17 protein-coding genes are annotated in these 21,956 nt (G+C 51.2%); 13 read left to right on the top strand and 4 right to left on the bottom strand.

Annotated elements, in window-relative coordinates:
* Positions 1 to 110 precede the first annotated feature (110 nt).
* From H70357_RS05930 to H70357_RS05950, 5 genes are all read left to right on the top strand, one after another.
* The gene (locus tag H70357_RS05930) at positions 111 to 7,949 is read left to right on the top strand and encodes a chitobiase/beta-hexosaminidase C-terminal domain-containing protein (RefSeq protein ID WP_038586885.1); all 7,839 of its coding nucleotides are present in this window, start codon (positions 111 to 113) and stop codon (positions 7,947 to 7,949) included.
* Between the two features lie 160 nt (positions 7,950 to 8,109).
* Positions 8,110 to 8,787, top strand: coding sequence for a YjgB family protein (locus H70357_RS05935; RefSeq protein ID WP_038586888.1), 678 nt, complete (start codon positions 8,110 to 8,112; stop codon positions 8,785 to 8,787).
* 170 nt (positions 8,788 to 8,957) lie between these two features.
* The gene (locus H70357_RS36875) at positions 8,958 to 10,109 is read left to right on the top strand and encodes a winged helix-turn-helix domain-containing protein (protein WP_038586891.1); all 1,152 of its coding nucleotides are present in this window, start codon (positions 8,958 to 8,960) and stop codon (positions 10,107 to 10,109) included.
* An 83-nt stretch (positions 10,110 to 10,192) separates the two neighbouring features.
* The gene (locus tag H70357_RS05945) at positions 10,193 to 11,467 is read left to right on the top strand and encodes an MFS transporter (protein WP_052091852.1); all 1,275 of its coding nucleotides are present in this window, start codon (positions 10,193 to 10,195) and stop codon (positions 11,465 to 11,467) included.
* 636 nt (positions 11,468 to 12,103) lie between these two features.
* A complete protein-coding gene (locus tag H70357_RS05950) occupies positions 12,104 to 12,673 on the top strand; it encodes a histidine phosphatase family protein (protein WP_038586894.1) in 570 nt (189 codons plus the stop codon).
* A 61-nt stretch (positions 12,674 to 12,734) separates the two neighbouring features.
* Here the strand turns inward: H70357_RS05950 and H70357_RS05955 are convergent, their stop codons facing one another.
* A complete protein-coding gene (locus H70357_RS05955; protein WP_038586897.1) occupies positions 12,735 to 13,514 on the bottom strand; it encodes a TatD family hydrolase in 780 nt (259 codons plus the stop codon).
* Positions 13,515 to 13,567: 53 nt separating this feature from the next.
* The gene (locus H70357_RS05960; RefSeq protein ID WP_038586899.1) at positions 13,568 to 14,701 is read right to left on the bottom strand and encodes a stalk domain-containing protein; all 1,134 of its coding nucleotides are present in this window, start codon (positions 14,699 to 14,701) and stop codon (positions 13,568 to 13,570) included.
* 270 nt (positions 14,702 to 14,971) lie between these two features.
* On the opposite strand from H70357_RS05960, the gene H70357_RS05965 reads away from it, so the two are divergent.
* The 4 genes from H70357_RS05965 (at position 14,972) to H70357_RS34985 (ending at position 17,350) form a co-directional block, all read left to right on the top strand.
* Positions 14,972 to 15,388: a MarR family winged helix-turn-helix transcriptional regulator gene (locus H70357_RS05965; RefSeq protein WP_038586901.1), complete on the top strand. Its 417-nt coding sequence runs from the start codon at positions 14,972 to 14,974 to the stop codon at positions 15,386 to 15,388.
* Between the two features lie 243 nt (positions 15,389 to 15,631).
* On the top strand, positions 15,632 to 16,216 hold the full coding sequence (locus tag H70357_RS05970; RefSeq protein ID WP_038586903.1) for a sigma-70 family RNA polymerase sigma factor: 585 nt from the start codon (positions 15,632 to 15,634) through the stop codon (positions 16,214 to 16,216).
* Complete coding sequence (locus tag H70357_RS05975) at positions 16,206 to 16,955, top strand: DUF3600 domain-containing protein (RefSeq protein ID WP_052091853.1); 750 nt, start codon at positions 16,206 to 16,208, stop codon at positions 16,953 to 16,955. Before H70357_RS05970 ends, H70357_RS05975 begins: the two co-directional genes overlap by 11 nt.
* Before the next feature lie 233 nt (positions 16,956 to 17,188).
* Positions 17,189 to 17,350, top strand: a complete 162-nt coding sequence (locus tag H70357_RS34985) for an aspartyl-phosphate phosphatase Spo0E family protein (protein WP_081965701.1) — start codon at positions 17,189 to 17,191, stop codon at positions 17,348 to 17,350.
* A 36-nt stretch (positions 17,351 to 17,386) separates the two neighbouring features.
* Here the strand turns inward: H70357_RS34985 and H70357_RS05980 are convergent, their stop codons facing one another.
* Positions 17,387 to 17,566: a hypothetical protein gene (locus H70357_RS05980; protein ID WP_052091854.1), complete on the bottom strand. Its 180-nt coding sequence runs from the start codon at positions 17,564 to 17,566 to the stop codon at positions 17,387 to 17,389.
* Between the two features lie 152 nt (positions 17,567 to 17,718).
* Here H70357_RS05980 and H70357_RS05985 point away from each other — a divergent pair, with 152 nt between their 5' ends.
* From H70357_RS05985 to H70357_RS06000, 4 genes are all read left to right on the top strand, one after another.
* Positions 17,719 to 18,285: a sigma-70 family RNA polymerase sigma factor gene (locus H70357_RS05985; RefSeq protein ID WP_052091855.1), complete on the top strand. Its 567-nt coding sequence runs from the start codon at positions 17,719 to 17,721 to the stop codon at positions 18,283 to 18,285.
* On the top strand, positions 18,282 to 19,250 hold the full coding sequence (locus H70357_RS05990; RefSeq protein WP_038586905.1) for a DUF4367 domain-containing protein: 969 nt from the start codon (positions 18,282 to 18,284) through the stop codon (positions 19,248 to 19,250). The genes H70357_RS05985 and H70357_RS05990 overlap by 4 nt, the downstream gene beginning before the upstream one ends.
* A 37-nt stretch (positions 19,251 to 19,287) precedes the next feature.
* Positions 19,288 to 20,265 carry a helix-turn-helix domain-containing protein gene (locus tag H70357_RS34190; protein WP_081965702.1) on the top strand — a complete coding sequence of 326 codons (978 nt, stop codon included), beginning with the start codon at positions 19,288 to 19,290 and terminating at the stop codon, positions 20,263 to 20,265.
* A gap of 400 nt (positions 20,266 to 20,665) precedes the next feature.
* On the top strand, positions 20,666 to 21,130 hold the full coding sequence (locus H70357_RS06000; protein WP_038586908.1) for a GNAT family N-acetyltransferase: 465 nt from the start codon (positions 20,666 to 20,668) through the stop codon (positions 21,128 to 21,130).
* 91 nt (positions 21,131 to 21,221) lie between these two features.
* Here H70357_RS06000 and H70357_RS06005 read toward each other — a convergent pair whose 3' ends face one another.
* On the bottom strand, positions 21,222 to 21,890 hold the full coding sequence (locus H70357_RS06005) for a hypothetical protein (RefSeq protein ID WP_038586911.1): 669 nt from the start codon (positions 21,888 to 21,890) through the stop codon (positions 21,222 to 21,224).
* Between the last annotated feature and the right edge of the window lie 66 nt (positions 21,891 to 21,956).

Here is a 21,956-nt window from a genome sequence, read left to right on the forward strand (position 1 = left end):
AAATGATTAATTTTTAGAGGATTTAGGCGTAGGATGTCGAATTATGGGATATTAAGTTTGTTCACAAAATTGTCAGTTTCATAGACGAGATCACATAATGGAGGCAGCTAATGATGAAAAGAGGTTTGAGTTATTTTTCTGTTGGAACGATGTTGCTTGGAGTTTTAACGCTGTTCTTGTTTCACCCGCAGGCTGTAAATGCTGCTAATCCGGCACCGGATTCTTTTACGCTGAAAAGCTACGACAATTTACCATCCAGTGCAATGTCGGATCTTGCCTATGGCAATAATACGTATATCGCAGTAGGTTACTACGGGGCGATTATTAAATCTGCGGATGCAGAGACCTGGGTGAACGTAAAAACAAAAGCAGACATCACCTACACTGGAGTGGCAGATCCGAGCTCATTCACTTTTAACGGGGTAGCCTATGGAAACGGATTATTCGTCGTAGGCGGGAGCGCGGGAGTCATTCTGACCTCACCCGACGGCACAACATGGACGCAGCGTACCTCCAATGTGAGCAAGGGGATAGGGAATGTTGAGTTTCTTCAATTTAACGGGAACAGTGCATTCTACGCCACAACAGAGGGGAAATATTTAACGTCGGCAGACGGAATTACTTGGACCTCAGTCGTCCCTACTGGCCTTGCTTCTAGCGATTATGTAACGAGAATAACGGTAGGAAATAATGGATCCAGACTGGCTATTGGCGCCGGGAACGGGAAAATATATTCCACTACAAATGGCACAACCTGGACTGTAGCACAGCCGTCAGGCCCTTCAGGACCATCTATCGGTACAAACATGATCACATGGATGAAGGACCGCTATTATATTTCAGATCCTTTGGCATATATTTGGACCTCTACAGACCTCTCAACTTTCACTTTGCTGGGTTCCCCCTTTAAGCAGAATTCCTCTCAATATAATAATCAGATGTTTAATGGATTTTATGATGGCACGAAATACTACTTGTTCGGCTATGAAGCTCCTAATTATGGTGCTGTGTATACCTCGACGAACGGAACTACGTGGACGATGCAGCCGTTTAAGAATTATTTTGTGACTCAGAGCTCGATGTTCGTGAACGGAAAGTATTTCCGTCTGGGAAATGAAGGAATGATGGTATCCCCTAACGGCTCGGATTGGAGCTATAAATGGGGGGGAGCTTTTTATGAAGTTATCCATGACGGATCCCAATATGTCGCTGTTGGCAAAGAGGGTGGAGATGGGGCCATATGGACTTCGGGTGATTTGACCTCCTGGAGTAAAGCCGCTTTACCCTCAAGAACAGGAACCTTTACAGCCGCAGCATATGGCAACAACAAATACGTGGCTATCGGCGATGTGAGTCAAACGACAGCAGCACTGGCCACCTCAACCGATGGTTCAGCGTGGACTGTGCGGAGCAGTATAAATGATTCCACATCTTTGACGGACATCGCTTTTGGCAACGGGAAATTTGTTGCAGTTGGGGCAGGCTCCGGTTCGGTGCCCAAAATAAAAACGTCGGTTGACGGGGTGGTCTGGAATGAGCCCGTGCTGCCTGTGCAATCCATTGATGCCCTATATACCGTAACCTATGATAATAATCAATTTATTGCTTTAGGCTATGGCTATGACAGCAGCGGCAATGTAGACCAGGCAAGTATCTGGACCTCAACGGATGGGGACACCTGGGTAAATCACTCCAGTGCTTATCCTAATCACACAGAAGCTTTTAATAATATTGTTTATGACGGAAGTAAATATGTCCTGACCGGGTATAATTCAACAACCTATGAAGTATTCTCCCGCACGAGTGTGGACCTCTCGGCATGGAGCGCCCCAACTTTAACTGGTACTTATAGTTTCTATGGGGCTTCTACGATGATGGGACAAAAGGGAAACAATATTTATATGGTAGCAATCGACAGCAACAATGTTCCGGGGATTTACTACACAGGAGACCAGGGCTCTACCTGGCAGGATGCTGGAGTTGATTTGTCGGACATTGATATCAATGCGATTTATGCCCTGATGGAGCTGAATGGTGGAATTGTTATCTCCGGGAATTCGCAATTAGTGATGTCGGCAACCGGATCCCTAGCGCAAGTGGATGCGCCAACAGCGAACCCAACCGGAGCCGGAGGCGCAGTGGCGTCGGGCACGGCGGTGACATTGAGCAGCGCCACTAGCGGCGCGGTGATCTACTATACGACGGATGGCACAACGCCAACCAGCAGCAGTACGCTCTACAGCGGAGCGATCACCCTGACGAGCGCGAAGACGATTAAAGCCATCGCGGTGAAACCGGGGATGACGGACAGCGCGGTGCTGAGCGAGAGTTACACGATTATGGCGCAAGTAGACGCGCCAACAGCCAGCCCAGCCGGAGGCGAGGTAGCGTCCGGCACGGCGGTGACGTTGAGCAGCGCCACCAGCGGCGCGGTGATCTACTACACGACGGATGGCACAACGCCAACCATCAGCAGTACGCTCTACAGTGGAGCGATTACGCTAACGAGCGCGAAGACAATTAAAGCCATCGCGGTGAAACCGGGGATGACAGACAGCTCGGTGCTGAGCGAGAGCTACACGATCATGGCGCAAGTAGACGCGCCAACAGCCAGCCCAGCCGGAGGCGAGGTTGCGTCGGGCACGGCGGTGACATTGAGCAGCGCCACTAGCGGCGCGGTGATCTACTACACGACGGATGGCACAACGCCAACCAGCAGCAGTACGCTCTACAGCGGAGCGATTACGCTAACGAGCGCGACGACGATTAAAGCCATCGCGGTGAAACCGGGGATGACAGACAGCTCGGTGCTGAGCGAGAGCTACACGATCATGGCGCAAGTAGACGCGCCAACAGCCAGCCCAGCCAGAGGCGAGGTAGCGTCCGGCACGGCGGTGACGTTGAGCAGCGCCACCAGCGGCGCGGTGATCTACTACACGACGGATGGCACAACGCCAACCATCAGCAGTACGCTCTACAGTGGAGCGATTACGCTAACGAGCGCGAAGACAATTAAAGCCATCGCGGTGAAACCGGGGATGACGGACAGCACGGTGCTGAGCGAGAGCTACACGATCATGGCGCAAGTGGACGCGCCGACAGCAAATCCAGCCGGAGGCGAGGTTGCGTCCGGCACGGCGGTGACATTGAGCAGCGCAACTAGCGGCGCAGTGATCTACTATACAGCGGATGGCACAACGCCAACCAGCAGCAGTACGCTCTACAGTGGAGCGATTACGCTAACGAGCGCGAAGACAATTAAAGCCATCGCGGTGAAACCGGGGATGACAGACAGCTCGGTGCTGAGCGAGGGCTACACCATTATGGCGCAAGTGGACGCGCCAACAGCCAGCCCAGCCGGAGGCGAGGTAGCGTCCGGCACGGCGGTGACGTTGAGCAGCGCCACCAGCGGCGCGGTGATCTACTACACGACGGATGGCACAACGCCAACCATCAGCAGTACGCTTTATAGCGGAGCGATTACGCTAACGAGCGCGAAGACGATTAAGGCCATCGCGGTGAAACCGGGGATGACAGACAGCGCGGTGCTGAGCGAGAGCTACACGATCATGGCGCAAGTAGACGCGCCAACAGCCAGCCCAGCTGGAGGCGAGGTAGCGTCCGGCACGGCAGTAACACTGAGCAGCGCCACCAGCGGCGCGGTGATCTACTACACGACGGATGGCACAACGCCAACCAGCAGCAGTACGCTCTACAGCGGAGCGATCACCCTGACGAGCGCGAAGACGATTAAGGCCATCGCGGTGAAACCGGGGATGACGGACAGCTCGGTGCTGAGTGAGAGCTACACCATTATGGCGCAGGTTGCAGCGCCGACAGCAAATCCAGCCGGAGGCGAGGTTGCGTCGGGCACGGCGGTGACATTGAGCAGCGCCACTAGCGGCGCGGTGATCTACTACACGACGGATGGCACAACGCCAACCAGCAGCAGTACACTCTACAGCGGAGCGATCACCCTGACGAGCGCGAAGACGATTAAAGCCATCGCGGTGAAACCGGGGATGACAGACAGCACGGTGCTGAGTGAGAGCTACACGATCATGGCGCAAGTGGACGCGCCAACAGCCAGCCCAGCCGGAGGCGCAGTGGCGTCGGGCACGGAGGTGACGCTGAGCAGCGCCACCAGTGGAGCGTTGATCTACTACACGACGGATGGCACAACGCCAACCAGCAGCAGTACGCTCTACAGCGGAGCGATTACGCTAACGAGCGCGAAGACGATTAAAGCCATCGCGGTGAAACCAGGGATGACGGACAGCTCGGTGCTGAGTGAGAGTTACACCATTATGGCGCAGGTTGCAGCGCCGACAGCAAATCCAGCCGGAGGCGAGGTTGCGTCGGGCACGGCGGTGACATTGAGCAGCGCCACTAGCGGCGCGTTGATCTACTACACGACGGATGGCACAACGCCAACCATCAGCAGTACGCTCTACAATGGAGCGATCACCCTGACGAGCGCGAAGACGATTAAAGCGATCGCCGTGAAACCGGGGATGACAGACAGCACGGTGCTGAGCGAGAGCTACACGATCATGGTGCAAGTGGACGCGCCAACAGCCAGCCCAGCCGGAGGCGAGGTAGCGTCCGGCACGGCAGTAACACTGAGCAGCGCCACCAGCGGCGCGGTGATCTACTACACGACGGATGGCACAACGCCAACCATCAGCAGTACGCTATACAATGGAGCAATTACGCTAACGAGCGCGAAGACGATTAAGGCCATCGCGGTGAAACCGGGGATGACAGACAGCGCGGTGCTGAGCGAGAGCTATACCATTACGGCGCAGCAGGTTGCAGCGCCGACAGCAAATCCAGCCGGAGGCGAGGTAGCGTCCGGCACGGCAGTAACACTGAGCAGCGCCACTAGCGGCGCGGTGATCTACTATACGACGGATGGCACAACGCCAACCAGCAGCAGTACGCTCTACAGTGGAGCGATTACGCTGACGAGCGCGAAGACGATTAAGGCCATCGCGGTGAAACCGGGGATGACGGATAGCTCGGTACTGAGCGAGAGCTACACCATTACGGCGCAGCAGGTTGCAGCGCCGACAGCAAATCCAGCCGGAGGCGAGGTAGCGTCCGGCACGGAGGTAACGCTTAGCAGCGCCACTAGCGGTGCGTTGATTTACTACACAACGGATGGCACAACGCCAAGCAGCAGCAGCACGCTCTACAATGGACCGATCACCCTGACGAGCGCGAAGACGATTAAGGCCATTGCGGTGAAACCGGGGATGACGGACAGCACCGTGTTGAGTGAGAGCTACACCATTACGGCGCAGCAGGTTGCAGCGCCGACAGCAAATCCAGCCGGAGGCGAGGTAGCGTCCGGCACGGCAGTAACACTGAGCAGCGCCACTAGCGGCGCGGTGATCTACTATACGACGGATGGCACAACGCCAACCAGCAGCAGTACGCTCTACAGTGGAGCGATTACGCTGACGAGCGCGAAGACGATTAAGGCCATCGCGGTGAAACCGGGGATGACGGATAGCTCGGTACTGAGCGAGAGCTACACCATTACGGCGCAGCAGGTTGCAGCGCCGACAGCAAATCCAGCCGGAGGCGAGGTAGCGTCCGGCACGGAGGTAACGCTTAGCAGCGCCACTAGCGGTGCGTTGATTTACTACACAACGGATGGCACAACGCCAAGCAGCAGCAGCACGCTCTACAATGGACCGATCACCCTGACGAGCGCGAAGACGATTAAGGCCATTGCGGTGAAACCGGGGATGACGGACAGCACCGTGTTGAGTGAGAGCTACACGATTTCAACAGCCAATAACAGTTCAATCAGTCCGAAGACTGCAAGCTTCGACAAGAATACGGGTAAACAGGCGGATGTTGTAATAACGATGATGCTGAATGGCAATAATCTCACCAGCATCTCAAACGGTGTGGCATATCTTGCCGCAGGAAGTGATTACACCGTGTCAGGCAACACAGTAACCCTCCAGAAGGATTACTTGGCTACGCTGGCAGAAGGCACGACGAGCTTAACGTTCAACTTTACAGCGGGCGCAGTGCAGACACTTGTTATTACAGTAACCGATACGTCGGTGCCTATCCCGGGAGTGCCGTTCCTGCAATCCGCTTTTGCCGGTAATGGCGAGATTAACCTGATCTGGAGTCCGGTTACGGGTTCAATAGGATACAAGATATTCCAGAGACTTTCTTCCTCTGAATATGGCAATGAAATAGCTACAGTCAGCGGTTCGGTATACAGCTATAAGGCGGCAGGATTGAATAATGGAACAGCCTATTATTTTGTGGTCAAAGCAGCCAATGAAGTAGGGGATAGCGCGGCTTCGAACGAATTGAATGCTACTCCAAAAACGGTCCCTGGCGCGCCAACGGATATAACCGCAGTAGCCGGAAATGGACAAGCGGTGGTAAGCTTTACGGCCCCGGCAGAGACCGGAGGCAGTACAATTACCGGTTATGAGGTTACGGCTTCGCCGGGCAACATTGTGGGGGTTGGAACAACGGGTCCCATTACAATTACAGGACTGACAAACGGCACGGCCTATACTTTTACGGTAAAAGCGATTAACGGCGCAGGCAGCAGTGCCTCATCCGCTCTATCGAACGAAGTTACGCCAATCGCGCCATCCGTGCCATCTGGTGGAGGAGGGAATGAGACCCCGCCTGTAATCACGACTCCAGTGACAAACGACGGTGTTGATGTTTTTGTTAATGGCAAGGTGGAAAGAGCAGGAACAGCAACAACCTCCATCGTGAACGGGCAGAGTGTTACAACTGTCATAATTGATCAGAAGAAGCTGGAAGAAAGGCTGGCAGCCGAAGGCCAAGGAGCTCTGATAACGATTCCGGTGATCAGCAGTTCTAATATTGTCATAGGCGAGTTAAGCGGCCAAATGATCAAAAGCATGGAACAAAAGCAGGCGGTGCTTGAGTTTAAAAGCGGAAATGCCACTTACACACTTCCTGCGGCGCAAATCAACATTGAGTCTATTTCAACACAGCTTGGAGCATCAGTTGCCCTTGAAGATATCAAAATTCAAATTGAGATCGCTAAGCCGACAGCGGATACGCTGAGAATAGTGGAGAATTCGGCGGCTGCAGGGGAGTTTACGCTTGCTGCTCCACCACTTAATTTTGTAATCCGGGCTCAATACGGGGATACCACGGTTGAAATAACGAAGTTCAACGCTTATGTAGAGCGGATGATTGCTCTTCCGGATGGAGTGGACCCGAACAGAATTACAACCGGGGTTGTGGTTGAGCCGGACGGATCGGTGAGACATGTGCCGACAAAAGTGGCTAAGATTGATCAACAATATTTTGCCATCGTCAATAGCTTGACCAACAGCACCTACTCGATTATCTGGCATCCGCTGGAATTCAAGGATATGGACGGTCATTGGGCAAAAGATATCGTCAACAACATGGGCTCACGCATGATTATTGACGGCGTTGGGAACGGAGCGTTTAATCCTGCTGCAGAGATTACGCGGGCCGAATTCGCCGCAATCGTTGTACGGGGGTTAGGTCTGAAACTGGAGAACGGTACGGGTGCTTTCTCGGATGTGAAGGCTTCGGATTGGTACAGCAGTTCAGTGCAGACAGCGTATGCCTACAAACTAATTAACGGGTTTGAAGACGGCAACTTCCGTCCGCTGGACAAGATCACCCGTGAACAAGCAATGACGATGATTGCAAAAGCAATGGAAATCACCGCGTTGAAAGATAAGCTCCAGAATAAAGAGGCTTCTGAGCTGCTAAGTTCCTTTACGGATGCAGGCAGCGTTTCGAAATGGGCAGTGAGCAGTGCTGCAGATAGTGTTGCCGCCGGAATTGTTTCCGGCAGAACTTCTACACGATTAGATCCGCAGGCATCTATCACAAGAGCCGAAGTTGCCGCAATGATTCAGCGGTTGCTGCAACGGTCGGATTTAATCTAGACAAGCGGATAAAACATTCCGAATTGCGCCACTTGGCTGCTAAGGCAGCTAAGTGGCGTTTTTTCTTGTGCCTAAAGTTGTCTTAGTACTCTGGTAGTTCCTGCAACCTTTCCCTATTTCCCTCCGTCAGTACTAGCAGTTCAGTCAAGGAGATGACAAGATGACAACAACATTTAGAGCAATAGCTGGCATCTTTATATTGGCAGGGGTGATCGGGCTCACGGCTTGTGATTCCTCTGACCAACAGGCGGCGGCATCTGCATCGCCGGCAACGGCGGCTGGTACGGATGTACCGGCAACCTCACAGCCGGAAGCGAGCGCTTCATCTTCTCCAACCGAGGAGCCGGCAGCGGCAGCCTCACCAAGCTCTGGAGCTGGAGGGTCTTCTGCCGCAGCTCCGCAGGATAGCAGCAAGCAGCTGGAAGAACTGCTCCAGCTTGCCAAGCAGGGCAAAGTGCCGGGTGTAGAATATGCTGCGCACAGCGGATTAATAGATGAGGTCGAAGCAGCATGGGGAGAGCCGGACACGAAGGATTCGGCGGGTAAAGGGATGTATTCAGTCTACAGCGACAAACATGTCGTATTTGGCTTCAATAAAGGCAGCCGGATTTTCGATGTCCGCTCAAGCGCTGCTGAGCTGCAGAGGTTGACTCTGAAGCAGATTGAAGAAGTACTCGGCAAGCCGGGCAGCACTGCGGTGAACGGCAGCGATAAGATTTACATTTACCAAGCCGGCAAGGAATACCAGCTCAAATTCATTATTCCGGAGTCCTCCGGCACCGTGGATCATATCTCTGTATTTTCTGAACAGGATGCAGTTAACAATATGGCAGGATAATCTGCGGATAAGAGATACTGCTGCTGCAAAGCGCAATAGGTAGAGTGGAATAAAGAGCAAACTGCAGGAAGTTGCGTGTTTGCTCTTTTTGCCTTTTTCCCGCTGGAGCTGGGTGAAGGCTGGCTGTTATAATAAAGTGATAGATTCATCCGTGGAAAAGAGGTTCAGCTATGCATCTGGAATTAAACGGGAGCGAATATAAAGTGTCAGCTGAAGGAATGACGATCGAGCTGCTGCCTAAGGAATTTGCGCTCCTGCAGTTTTTATACCATAACAGGGGGCGTACTTTCAGCCGGGAGCAGCTTCTGGATAAAGTATGGCCGCTGGAGTATCCGGTGGAACGGACAGTGGATGATCATATCTACCGGCTGCGCAAAAAGCTCCGCGGACTTAAAGGTCTTGATATCAAGACGGTACGGGGCTTTGGTTATAGTCTGGCAGTGCCGGGTTTGGGCAGTGTGATGATTACACCGACCACGCATGATCCGGAGCTGCGCGATACGATGCGTGACGTGTTCGGCAAGTTTCATGTATACGGCCAGGGCAAATCGATGCTCACCCTCGCGCGTCAGCAGGACATACTCGGCTATGAGCTGGACCCGCATTATTCCATGGTTATTCACTTTGTGCAAGGGGATTTGGAGTGGCTGCTGTATACGAAAGAGGTGCCTTTAAAGGACCGGCTTTTTTACCTTCTGCTGTTCTACTTTTTCTCCGGCGACCCCAAGGCGAAGCTGGCGTACTGTGAGCAGGTGATCCGGAAAAAACTGCTGCCTCCGCCTGATCAGGTGGAATTGGAGATCCTCACAATTCTGGATTTGTTCACCTTAGCGGGGCAGCCGGAGAGGGCGCTGGAACGTCTGGAAAGGTCCTATCAAGTGATTGCTGAACCCGGTTATGAAAATTTTATTCCGGTTACGATGATTGTGGAGCTGTTTGTGCATCTGGTGGCGGGAACCGGAGATGCAGAGCTGGAACGGCTGGACGAGGCTATAGGGAAAGTATTGTTGGACAAGCCCTTTTTGCGGGAGATTGGCAGCTATAAAATAGTAAAAGGACTATGGCGTTTGCGCAACAAGCAGTGGCGTGAAGCAGAGAACCTGCTGGATGAAGGGCTGCAGGTGCTGGAAATGACTGGATTCGTTCCTCTGCCTCTTCATGCGTTGTACCGGATATATCACTTCTGCCGGATGTTCCCTCCTCCTCAAGCGTTGCAGCACAAATATGATAATCAATTTGCAGCCAAGCTTGAGGAATTGGGGTTTGACCGGCTTGCCCAGTCTTTGGAGGATGTGTTGCAGCAGATATTGAAAGCTCTCTGATAATTCTCTGACAATTCTCCGTTACAGTAGGATCATGAATTACACAATTCTAAGATTCTAAATGTGACCTGGAGGAATGACAGATGGAGGCTTCAACTAAGCAGGGAACCAGCCTGCTGCATAACAAAGTATACATGCGTGTATACAGCGCCTTCGCCACGGCAACCTTTGGCGATTGGTTCGATACACTAGCCATTCAAGTGCTTGTCGGCTACCGCTGGCAGGCCAGCCCGCTGATGCTGGCGCTGATTCCGGTAGCCATAGCACTGCCGAGCGTATTGCTCGGCTCCGTGGCAGGGGTGGCCGCCGACCGGATGAACAAGCTGAAGCTGATGCGGTTATGCGATCTGCTCACCGCGGTTCTGACCGTGCTGGTATTATTTGCTCCCAGCATGGTCTGGCTGCTGCCTTTGCTGTCGCTGCGCGCAGCAGTTTCTACGTTAAATGTGCCTGCACAGCAGTCCATGACCCGGAGTATTGTCAGGGAGGACCAGCTGCTTCAGGCAACCTCGCTTAACGGCATTGTGAATCAAGGCTCCAAAATTGCCGGCCCGCTGCTGGGCGGATTAGCCTTGTCAGTGCTCACGCCGCAGTGGTGCATTTTACTGAATGCCATTTTTCGTGTCTGCTCCTATCTGCTGCTGCTTTCGGTAAGAAACATTCCTGCGGGGGAGGCAAATCTTGTTTCCGAGTCACCGGAGGAACGGGTTCCGCTTCGCACCATGTGGAAGGAAGGCTGGAGCTTTATGCTGCACAGCCGAGTGTTGCTGAATACGATGCTGTTCGGACTTACCGGGGCATTGGCGATCCAGATGATTGATTTTCAATTTACCAGCTTGTTCCGGATGGTTTCGCCGACCAATGAATCCCTGCTGGGCTGGATGGTTGCCGCTTCCGGTGCGGGGGCTGTGCTCATCATCCTCGTCATGAACAAGCTGAAGCTGGGAACGGGGTATGGCTGGAGACTTGGCACTGGTTATGTGCTGATCGGCGGCTCAGTTCTCGGCCTGGGACTGCTCCAGCCTGGAGCTTCTGTAATCTGGGTGCTGCTGCTGGGATTTGTACTGGGCATCGGGAACGGAATGTTTATTGTGGCCTTTAATTATTGCCTGCAGAAAGAAACGCCTCCACATATGACAGGCCGGGTATTCGGTATTCAGAGCACGATTCTCGGTGCCGTGATGATTGTTGCCCCGCTGCTGGGAGGTCTGCTGGTCGAACTTGCCGGTCCTGGTCAAATCTTCGTCAACTTCGGCATCGTCCAAGCTGTTCTGGGTCTGACCGGTATAGTGTTCGGACGTGTGCTTTGGCCAGTTGCAAAACAGGAGAGAGTAACTTCTGTAGAACAGGTCAGCTAGTGAGCTGGATATTAGTGTGCTCGATAGAAGTGTGCTGGATAGAAGTGTGCTCAATAGAAGTGGTAGTGGCTCTAAATGACGTGACAGCGTAGTTAAGCTGGTTCTGCGGACGAATTGGGTAGTAGGGGGCAGCGGTGCCTGGAGTTATTTTAGTTTGGTTTTGGTAAGCTGGACCTCTCCCTTTGCCTCATCTGCCGGGTGGCAGATTTATAGTTGTATTTCGTACAGCTAAAGTGACTCTCCAGGGCCTGATTTTACTTTTAATTGTATTTCGTACAGCTAAAATTAGCTGATTGCCCGATATTCGGTGGATAGCCGATTTCTAGCTGTACAGAATACAACTAACTCTCCCATATGTGCAAATATCCCTGATATAACTGTACAAAGTGCACTTAGGGCTTCCCCTGTAGAGCTTCCCATATTCAACTTAAACATCCAACAAGCCCGCGTGGCTCTTTATTAGTATTAGGTCAGCCAGAAACCTTTGGTTGGTCTATTTTTCTTGTTGAAGGAGGACATGGGATTCTCCCGGCGAAAGTGTTAGGAGAAGCGTATGCTTCAGCCGCAGGCTTGTATGCACTTACAGTTATTGTAAGAATTCAATGCCGCAATACAATTTCAGGAGGATTATTTGAAATGAGTACTTTCATTTACATGGTACGGCACGGAGAGTCTCCCAAAACCGGAGGAGATGAGAGGGAACGCGGGTTATCTCCCAAAGGTGAAGCAGATGCCCGTTACGTGACGGCAAAATTGCGGAGTGAAGGGATCCATGCATTTTACAGCAGTCCTTATGTCCGTGCGGTACAGACGATAGCAGATTTAGCAGAAGAACTGGGCCAGGAGATTGTTCCTGATGAAGCGCTGAAAGAAAAAATCTGGATGGAAGGCAACCGCCCGTTGCCAGAAGATGAATTATATCCAGCGCTAAGGAAGATGTATGCAGACGCGGATTTTGCCTTACCGGGCGGAGAATCCAATAACGAATGCCAAGATCGGGCGGTCCAAGTCCTTAAGGATATCCTGCGGAAGCACCCGGGAGAAAATATAGTCATCGGCACTCATGGTCTGGTAATGGCCTTAATGATGGGGTATTTCTCCGAGGACTATGAACTGGAATTTCTGATGCAGACTACGAAGCCGGATATTTACCGGATGGAATTCACCGGTGAGAAATTGTCAGGTGTAGAAAGAATCCCGCTGTAGGGCTAGCTCTGACTTGTTGGCAATTACACAGCCGTCTTCTCCGGCGGCAGCGTGTCTCTATCTAGAAATCATAGAACCTCGCCGTATTCGCAGTCAGCATGGCCGCCGCCTGGGAGGCGGAATAACCATGCAGCGCCCCCCAGGCGGCTGCAACTTCACGGATCATGGCCGGATGGGTGGGCTTCCCGGCAAAAGGACCTTCGAACGGCCAAGGTCCATCTGTCTCCGCCATTACCAGCTTCGGCGGATAGCGGAGGGCGAGTTCGCGGATCTCCGGTTCGTAGAGAATATCCGGGGTGAAGGAAATATGATATCCGCGTTCGATCATGCGGACAATAACTTCTTCCGGGCCTTTGAACCAATGAAAGTGCGCGCGGGTAATACCGTGCTTCTCCAGAAGATCGCAAGCGGTCAGAGCATCTTCGTATACGGCATGCAGTACAACGGGCTTGTTCAGGCGGGCAGCAAGACCAAGCAGGGTATCCAGCAGCCTGATATACGGCTCCATCTCAAAGGCTTCGCCCCGCTCCAGCGCTTCTGCCCGTGTATAGTAGGGCAATCCGATTTCACCTACGGCAGTCATTTCTCCGGCATGGCGTTCAATCCAGTCCAGCAGTGCGTAAAGCTCGGTTTCCTGAGGCAGTGGCTGCTCGGGGTGGAAGCCATAGGCCGGTTTTACCTGGACTGGATATAATGCGGCGATTTTCTGCGTGCGGATGCAGGAATCCAGGTTCATCGAGACTGCGATCAGCGATTCGATATCGAGTCCCGGCAGCTCAAGCAACATGGACTCCAGCTCCGTGTCATTATATTGCTCTAGATGGATATGGGCATCTATCATTGGTTTCTTGAACCTCCTTCTGTTGTCTCCGGCAGACTCTTGATTTTGTTCAATTACCCCTGCTTAGGCTCCATATTCGGCTTGATGGCAGCATCCGGCTCAAATTTGATTGAACCCAGTTCCATTCCCTTCCCGCCTGCCTTGTACTCCAGCATGAGTGTTCCTATACTCTCCTGCATTCCGACCATTACACTGGTCTCTGCCTTCAGTTTGCCGCCCTCCACTTGGTAATAGGTAACAGCGCCGATTCCTGCCTCCTTGCCGAAATAATCCAAACCGTTATCCGTTGCACGGCCGGGAAGCCGTAGTGTTAGCTTGGCCGGTTCCGCTCCTTTGACCTCAAGGCGGATCAGCACATCCTTTTGATCGATGGCCAGACTGGAGGTAACGGCAGCTGCAGCAGCCTTATCTGCTGCAGGGAGGGTTAGCTCTTTCCACAGTTCAGGCTTTACGACATGGACCTCCTGCGCAACAATTCCGGTTCCGGTACCCCGCGTCAGAATGACGATTGCTTCCGGCTTCCCGTCGTTATCGACATCGGCATAGTGAAGCTCGGGCGGAGAGTTATAGATTCTTGGAGCCGACCAATTGAAGTTATGTTTCCGGCCATTCACTTCAAGTATGAATCCTTTATAAGTGTCGCCGTTCTTAAGTGCGGTATATAGCTTGACCTTGGAGTTGTTCGCTGCAACGGCAAGCGGCTCCTTGGGAACCCGAACCGTCGTGCTGACACTTCCGGGCACAATGGATACTGTATTCCCTGTGTTCTCAAGCTTACTTTCAGCTCCGGTAAGATCATACAATGTATCAGCCGGGATATAGTTATGTCCGTCCTTCACGATGACGGGTCCTTCCTGCATTTCTTCAGTGCTGCCGTCTGTTTGTGTATAGGTGATTTGCATGGCTGCGCTGCCGGGTGTAAGGACTGTATTGGAGCTGATATCGCTGAGGGTCAGTTGTTTGCGGACATTGTCCCAGATCAATTGGCAGGGATAATATTCGAGCAAGACTCTTGCGGGTACATACAAGACTCCTCCGGAATAGAAGGGATGAAGCGGTGTGAGAGCAGGTTGTCCATCCACAGCAAGGAGTAAGGGGGAAGCGGCGTGAGCAGTATCTATAGGAGACGCAGCCGTACATCCTGCAATAAACAGGGCGATCGCGGCAGCGCCGAATAATTTTTTCATAGGTTAACCTCCAGAGTGTAAAAGTTCCAGTCTATTTTATTATATATTAAAACGCCTGCTTTCAGATCACGATCTGTTAACAAAGCAAAAACAAGGCTGTTACGAATGAGTCAGGTGCCAGCGGTCAACGTAGTGAAGGTACCCAGAATCACACCCCGATCGACAGGAATTCACCGGCTGGAAGCGGAATATTGAAGAAATCTACGCCGGGAAGTGCGGCTTTACGGGGAAAGGCTTGACACATATTTTGCTTAAAATTAACATGGGATTATGAATGAAAATAATGTACTCGCGGTCATTGGCCGCATTCACCGGCGTGGCAATAAGTTCATCGAACGGGAATTGAAAAAACACAATCTTCAAGGTATCGCCCCCTCGCACGGAGATATTCTATACCAGCTGTTTGTCCAGGAATACATAACGATGCATCAGTTGTCTTGCTACATTGATAAGGACAAGTCTACAATTACAGCTTTGGTGGATAAACTGGTGCGCATGGAATACGTCCAGCGGGAGCAGGATCAAAGAGATGGGAGGATCTTTCGATTGTCTCTTACGGCGAAAGGCCGGGAGCTTCAGCCGATATTTGAAGCCGTATCGGAGTCGCTGCTGGCAGCGGTCTATGAGGACTTCGCACCGGAAGAGAAGCAGCTGCTGCTGGGCTTATTAGAAAAAATTAAACTGTGAAGCATGGCTGGAACCGGACCGAGGCGGTACAAGAATAGTTATCTTGTACCGCCTCGGTCTGTTTACGGTGCTGAATTGCGATGACTTTATGTGATTTTTGTAGTAGAAGAATAGTGCTGTCGTCCGAATAATTAATGGCCTCAGGCGGAGCGTTGTTATGTGGAGTATCCCAGATATAATAAACCGAACGAAATATACACCGCCACCCAATATATAGTGTAAGCCTGAAGGGGGAATGGCGGAATGAAGAACAGAGCAGAATATTCGCAGCTTATCGAGCTCACGCTAGCCGGCAGCCGTGATGCATACGGTGAGTTATACGAAGCGACCATCAGTGATGTCTACAGGACCGTACGTTTCCTCGTATCCGAACCTTCCGATGCAGACGATGTGGTGCAGGAGATTTATATGGAAGTCTATCGGTCGCTTGGACAATTTGACACATCCCGGCCGTTCCGTCCCTGGCTTATGGGAGTGTGCATGCGGCAGATTCATGCTTACCGGAGAAAGGGATGGAGACAGCTTCGTATTTTGAAGAAAGCGGAGCAGAGAGGCCAGTCTATGGAATATGATTTTGCAGGAGATGTCTTGGACCGATTATTGAATCGCGGGCTGCTCGAGTCAGTGAACCGGTTGCCGTTCAAGCTGAAGCAGGTTATTATCCTGCATTATCTCCAAGAGTATTCCCAGGAAGAGATCGCCGCCATATTGGCCATTCCTCTGGGAACAGTCAAATCACGTATCCATGCCGCTCTGCAGAGGCTGCGCCGGAATCGAAAGGCTGACACTATTAAAATAGGGAAGGTGGAGGAGCTACATGAGTCTTGAACATAACCTGCGGCAAGTACTTCAGGAGAAAGCCGAAGGCTGGATCGCTCCACCGGAACTGAAGGGGAGGATCCTTAACGGGATCATTCCTGGACAAGGGGGAAGACGCATGAAAAAATGGTTTGTAGCCACAATTGTGGCTGCCGCACTGTTAATTCCAACTGGTGCTTACGCAGGGTACAACTATCTGGCCGACTCGATTTATGGTTCGTCTGACAATTTAATTCAAATAGGCGGAACCCAGCAGAAATATGATGAGCTGGAGGCCAAGCTGCAGCAGGCAAAGGCAAGCTTAAGCGAGAAAAACTTCACGGAATTTACTTCGTTACTGAAAGAAATCGGCCGATTTAACCTGGAGATTGCTGCTGCTGACGGGGTGCTTCATCCCGAGTTGCTGAGCAGCACAGATCAGAAAAGGTATGAGCTGCTGACCGCACAGCTTGCACCTTATTTTAAGCAATTAAAAGTAGAGACGCCCGGCAAGATAGCAGAAACTGGTGACAACAATGCATTTTGGGATCAGATGATTGCCAAAGCGGAGCAGGAGCTAAGCGGTGACGAGTTTGCCGAAGTCCGGCAATTGATCGGAGAGCTGAAGTCCTATGAAGCCAAGGCGACTGCTCAGGAACATTCAGTCCAGCTATCGGAAGATGAACTTGCGCAATATGAACAATTGCTGGAACAGCTCAATCCGTATTTACAGAAGCTGGGTGTGAAGCTGAAGCCAGCTCATAAATAACAGAAAGGGCCTGCTGACCTAGAACGTCGGCAAGCCCTTTCTGCTCGAATACAAGGATTTATATGTCCACTCAATAATTCCGTTTCCGCCTCTGAAATTTATATTTGTCGACTCTTTACCGCCGCTTAACGGGAACTAAACCGCAAGCGGCGTTTTTTTATACGTTGATGCATTGTACAACTTCACCTATATTTTGACATAAACCTCTAGAATATTTACGGGAGGTAGTGCTAATGAACGAGATAGAAGTCATCCAGAAACAGATTGAAGTGGAGCGGGCCAGACTAAATCAGATGGAACAGCAGTTTGGCCTGCTGCACCCGAGTGTAATTAAACAATCTATGTTATTGGATGAGTTGATCAATAAATATACTAAATTAGATAATAATGTATAATTAATAGTTGTTGGAAAAGAAACGGTCCGCTGGGAACTACACAGTGCCCGTTTCTTTTTTGTGAAAAATTCCTGTAAGCAGAACGATCAATCCGGCCAGGCAAAAAAGCGGAATCAACAGCAGCAGCAGCGCAATCCCTGCAAATGCATCATGTGCAACAAAGTCCGCATAGAGCAAAGAAATCATCCATGATGCCAAGGGAGAGACAGGCACCATGAGGGTGATCCCCAAATGATTAATTTTCGCTTTCGGGATTTCCCGTTTCGTAATAATTTCCCAATCCTGTAATGAAACTGCGCTTACACACGTATTAGCTGGAGTAAATTACTTGGCCAAGTGAAATTTTGCAGGAAGGGAGAGCTTAAGGGATGCAAGAGCGCGCATTGTTACAGCCTTTTATTCTAGAGAGAATGCAGGGGAATACAGAGACAGACCAGCAGTTTACAACGATTTTTGAAACCTACTATAAGCGGATATATAACTATATAGCTTACAGGGTCAGCTGCCGTTATACGGCTGAGGATCTGACGAGCCTGGTATTTGAGAAAACGTTGTCTAAGCTGGACAGCTTTTCCGGTGAGAAAGCGCCCTTTGAAGTGTGGCTGTTTGCCATCGCCAGAAATGTTGTGAACGATTATTACAGAAGCCGGAAGAGAACCCGTCTGTTCTCACTGGATACAGTTATGGAGCTGGTGTCCGGCAAAAAAGCCCCCGAGGATTTGCTGCTGGAGGAAGAACGAAATACGAGGCTGAATCATGCGCTGGACAAGCTGGCTGTCAAGGAGCGGAATGTCGTAGCGCTTAAATTCGGTGCCGGTTTGAAAAATAAAGAGATCGCTCTGCTCACAGGGATTTCCGAGAGTAATGTAGGCGTAATTCTCTACCGGAGTATGAGAAAACTCAAATCTGAAATAGGGAGTGTCGATGAACTGTGAAAAACAAGGATACCGCGCAACGTTTTGCGAGGGATATGGATAACGGTGTTCATAATGCAGGCTCTGGTGAATGGAAGGGATCCGGGGAATACCGTGAGCTGCTTGAGCTTGGACAAGTGTTGGCCGAACATGATTTCAGCCGCAATACGGATCAGCAGGCAGTTTGGTCCAAGGTTAGAAGCCGGGCAGGCAAAGTGCAGGCCGGTTCCAGAAGGAACTCTTCCCGCAGCTTCAAGCGGCCGGTAATGATTGCGGCTTCGCTGCTTGTAGCATTTGCGGTAAGCGGAGCCGTGGTCAAGCCATCCTTTGCCCAGGAGGTTCTGAGCCGGGTGCTTCAGACCATTAATCTGGGACATATCATCGCGAATGAGATGGATCCGGACCAGATCCCTGAAATTCCGGAAGAGATGAAAGGCAAGATTTATGATAAGGACGGTCATCCGGTAGTCTCCTTTGCCCAGGAGATAGAGAGGGGGCAGATCTTTACGGCGGACGGCGAGCCGATTGTGGATTTTGTAGACGGCAAACCTGTCACACAGCAGGAGCAGGATGTGCTGGATAAGGAAAAAGCCGCAGGTATTTTCAGCGTCAAGACACTTGCAGAGCTGAATAAATACGCTGCTTTTGAAGTGAAGCTGCCTGAATATTTACCTGAAGGGATTGCCTTTGACCACGGAGAGCTTTACACGGGAAAGGACGGGATCAGCAGCAAATATGTCGACTTGATCTTCACCAGTGAGAAGAAGGGTATAAAGTTCTGGATGCAGCAGTCTTATGCTGATCATGAAACGGCCTATGAGATGTCGACCGACGGCAAGATCGAGCAGGTGAAGGTGAACGGGATCGACGCAGTGTTAATGAATAGCAAAAGCTTGGATTGGGAAGCAGACGGCGTATTATACAGCTTGAGCACCCAAGGTTTAGACCGCGAAGAAATCATGCGGATTGCTGAATCAATCCGCTGAGCAGCGGAACAGGGGATCTCCTTAACGGGGGATCTTTTTGTTTAAATATAGAATTTATATGCTTCTCGCTATAAATGGACTTAGCAATAAATGTCCGGTAGTCCGTTTGCCTGGTGATTATAATGAAGGTAATCGTTGCAACGAGGATGTGAACGGCTTGGGATATACGGAGTATATGCAGAAAGCAATTGATTACATTGAAGAGAATCTGCAAGGACCGATTACGATTGAGGATTGTGCGCGCGTATCCGGATTCTCGAAATTTCATTTCCACAGGTTGTTTAGTATTCATCTGGATGTCACCTTAATGGAGTATATCCGCAGGAGACGGCTTTGCCATGCGATGAATGAGCTGATTCGTGGAAGAAGGATTTTAGATATTGCCATGGATTACGGATATAGCTCCGAGCGTGCGTTCAGCAGGGCATTTCTGCAGGAGTTTGGCCAAGTTCCAAGCAGATGCCGGAGTGCTAACTACTCCCTCCCTCCCAAACCGTTGTTAGAGGAAAGCTTAAACCACAGTACAGGAGGCATTCCAATGGATTATTTAAGTGAGGTCAGAATTGACAGTCTCCACACGATGAATACCGCCAGCGGCGTAAGAATCAGCAAGGATCCTGAGGCGGAGGTCATCACATTTATGAGTGAGTGGTCAGCGAAAACAGGAATCGGCGCCGGGACAAGAAGGTTTGGTTTTGATGTTCCTGTGTCTGAAGAGCAGCAGCAGGAAGGCCTGCGGGGGTATGAATATTGGGTTGTACTGGGTCAGGATATTCCGGCACTGGCTGAAGGTATAACGTGTAAGCATGTGGAGGGCTGCAGGTACGCAATATTGCGGATTACGGAGCCCTTTGCCGATCCCTTTGAGCGTATCCCCCTCGGCTGGAAGAAGCTCGCGGCTTGGGTGAACAGCAGGGGATACCAAACAGCCTGTGACAAAGAGCGTTACTGGCTGGAGGAAGTACAGGAGCTCGGCCAATCTGTGGTGATGGATCTCTATTTTCCCATTGAGTAATCAGAAACGTTGAACACAAAATTTGGATACTTAGAGTTGCAAGTGTTCAACATTAGCACCGGGAAAAACGTCCGCTAATATTTAGGGAATCAGCATTTTTTCGCAATGAACGGGAAAGCTGCCCGCTATTTCTGTGGATCCAGTCGTATGTGGGGTTTGTGATGGGTTTATAGGGCATAATTCCCTATAAAATACAATAAAGAGGCTGTTGCCACAATATTCCGGGCATATTTCCCTTTAATCCAAGAGTGTCGTCCAGTCAGCTGAATCTCTGACTATGAACCTCGAATACAGTAACCGAAGGAACAAAACATCACCCATTTTTTTTGCAGCGGTACAGCAGTTACTCCTTTCACAACTAAACTAATAAGATGAATAATTCAAAGGAGCCAGAACATTTATGATTACGATTCAACTAGCCGAACCGCAGGACGCCAAGACCTTAGCCGAAATACAGAAGAAAACCTTCAACGAGGACGCGCGGCAGTTCCAAAATAAAGAAGAAGACGGGCCACCGGGCTATGATTCCAGCGCCTGGCAGGCAGAGATGATGCAGAAGGGCCACTATTACAAGCTGCTTGCCGATGATGCGATCATTGGCGGAATGATCGTCTTTCCTGCTCCCGGCGGAGAGGAATGTCATCTTGGCCGGATTTATATGGACCCGCATTATCAGAATAAAGGCTACGGCCAGGAAGCCTTCCGCTTCCTGTTTGACACTTATCCCTCAGCACAGAAATGGACATTGGACACGCCCTCTTGGGCAGTCAGAAATCATTATCTCTATCAGAAGCTGGGGTTCATCCGGATCGGAGAGATTCAGGATGCCTCAAGCGGAGAAACCATAGTTGAGTATGAAAGATGACCCCCAGGATTTAGGAGTTCACATACCGTAGGCAGCTTCGGAGGCATCGAGGAGGGCTGCATTGGGTCGGGGATCCATGCGGCTGCTCTGCTCATGATACAGGCCCTCCAGATCCGTTCGTATGCACAGCTCTGCCCACTTTCGACTTCGGGTCAACATGCAGACTTCCGCTGTAGCGGATTTCCTGAATATCGCAACCGGGTCCAACCCGGATCTGCTCCCCGCACACAAGCTCAGCTGTGGTGTACTCCAGCTCAATGGCTGTCCCTTGAATCAAGCGGGCAGTCAATTTGCGGAACGGTCCCATCAGGCGCTTTAGCAGCAGAGAGGAGCGCCTGACTATCAGGGTTCCGTCCGTTCTGACCTGATCCGCAGTACAGGAAGAACCGAGCAGAACCGTAATGGATTCCTTCGCGGTAAGGCTGTTCACCCGCATAGCGCCCTCCCCCAGAAAGGTCAGCGTATGGATTGCTTCCGATGCCGCAACATATCCGGAGGAACGGATATGTTCGGCTTGCAGGCTGTGTAAACGCAGGCTTCCGAAATTCTCAACCTTCGCGGCAAGACAGGCACCTGTTATAGAGCATTCTCCAGACACTTTCAGCCGTCCCGTCGTAACCCTGCCCAGCGCCTTCAAGTGCCCGAATACATCTACGGAGGCTGAGGTGATATCCTCCCGGCGGATGAGAGACCCTCTTACTTTAAGCGGAGGATGATTCAACGCATCTGTTACTGAAGTGTGTTTGTCCAGATGTATCATGAGTAGAGCCCCCTTTTGCCGGATATTATTTTAATAATTAAAATATATAGATATAATAATATATAG

Origin of the sequence: Paenibacillus sp. FSL H7-0357 (genome assembly GCF_000758525.1) — a bacterium.
GTDB lineage: Bacteria > Bacillota > Bacilli > Paenibacillales > Paenibacillaceae > Paenibacillus_AQ.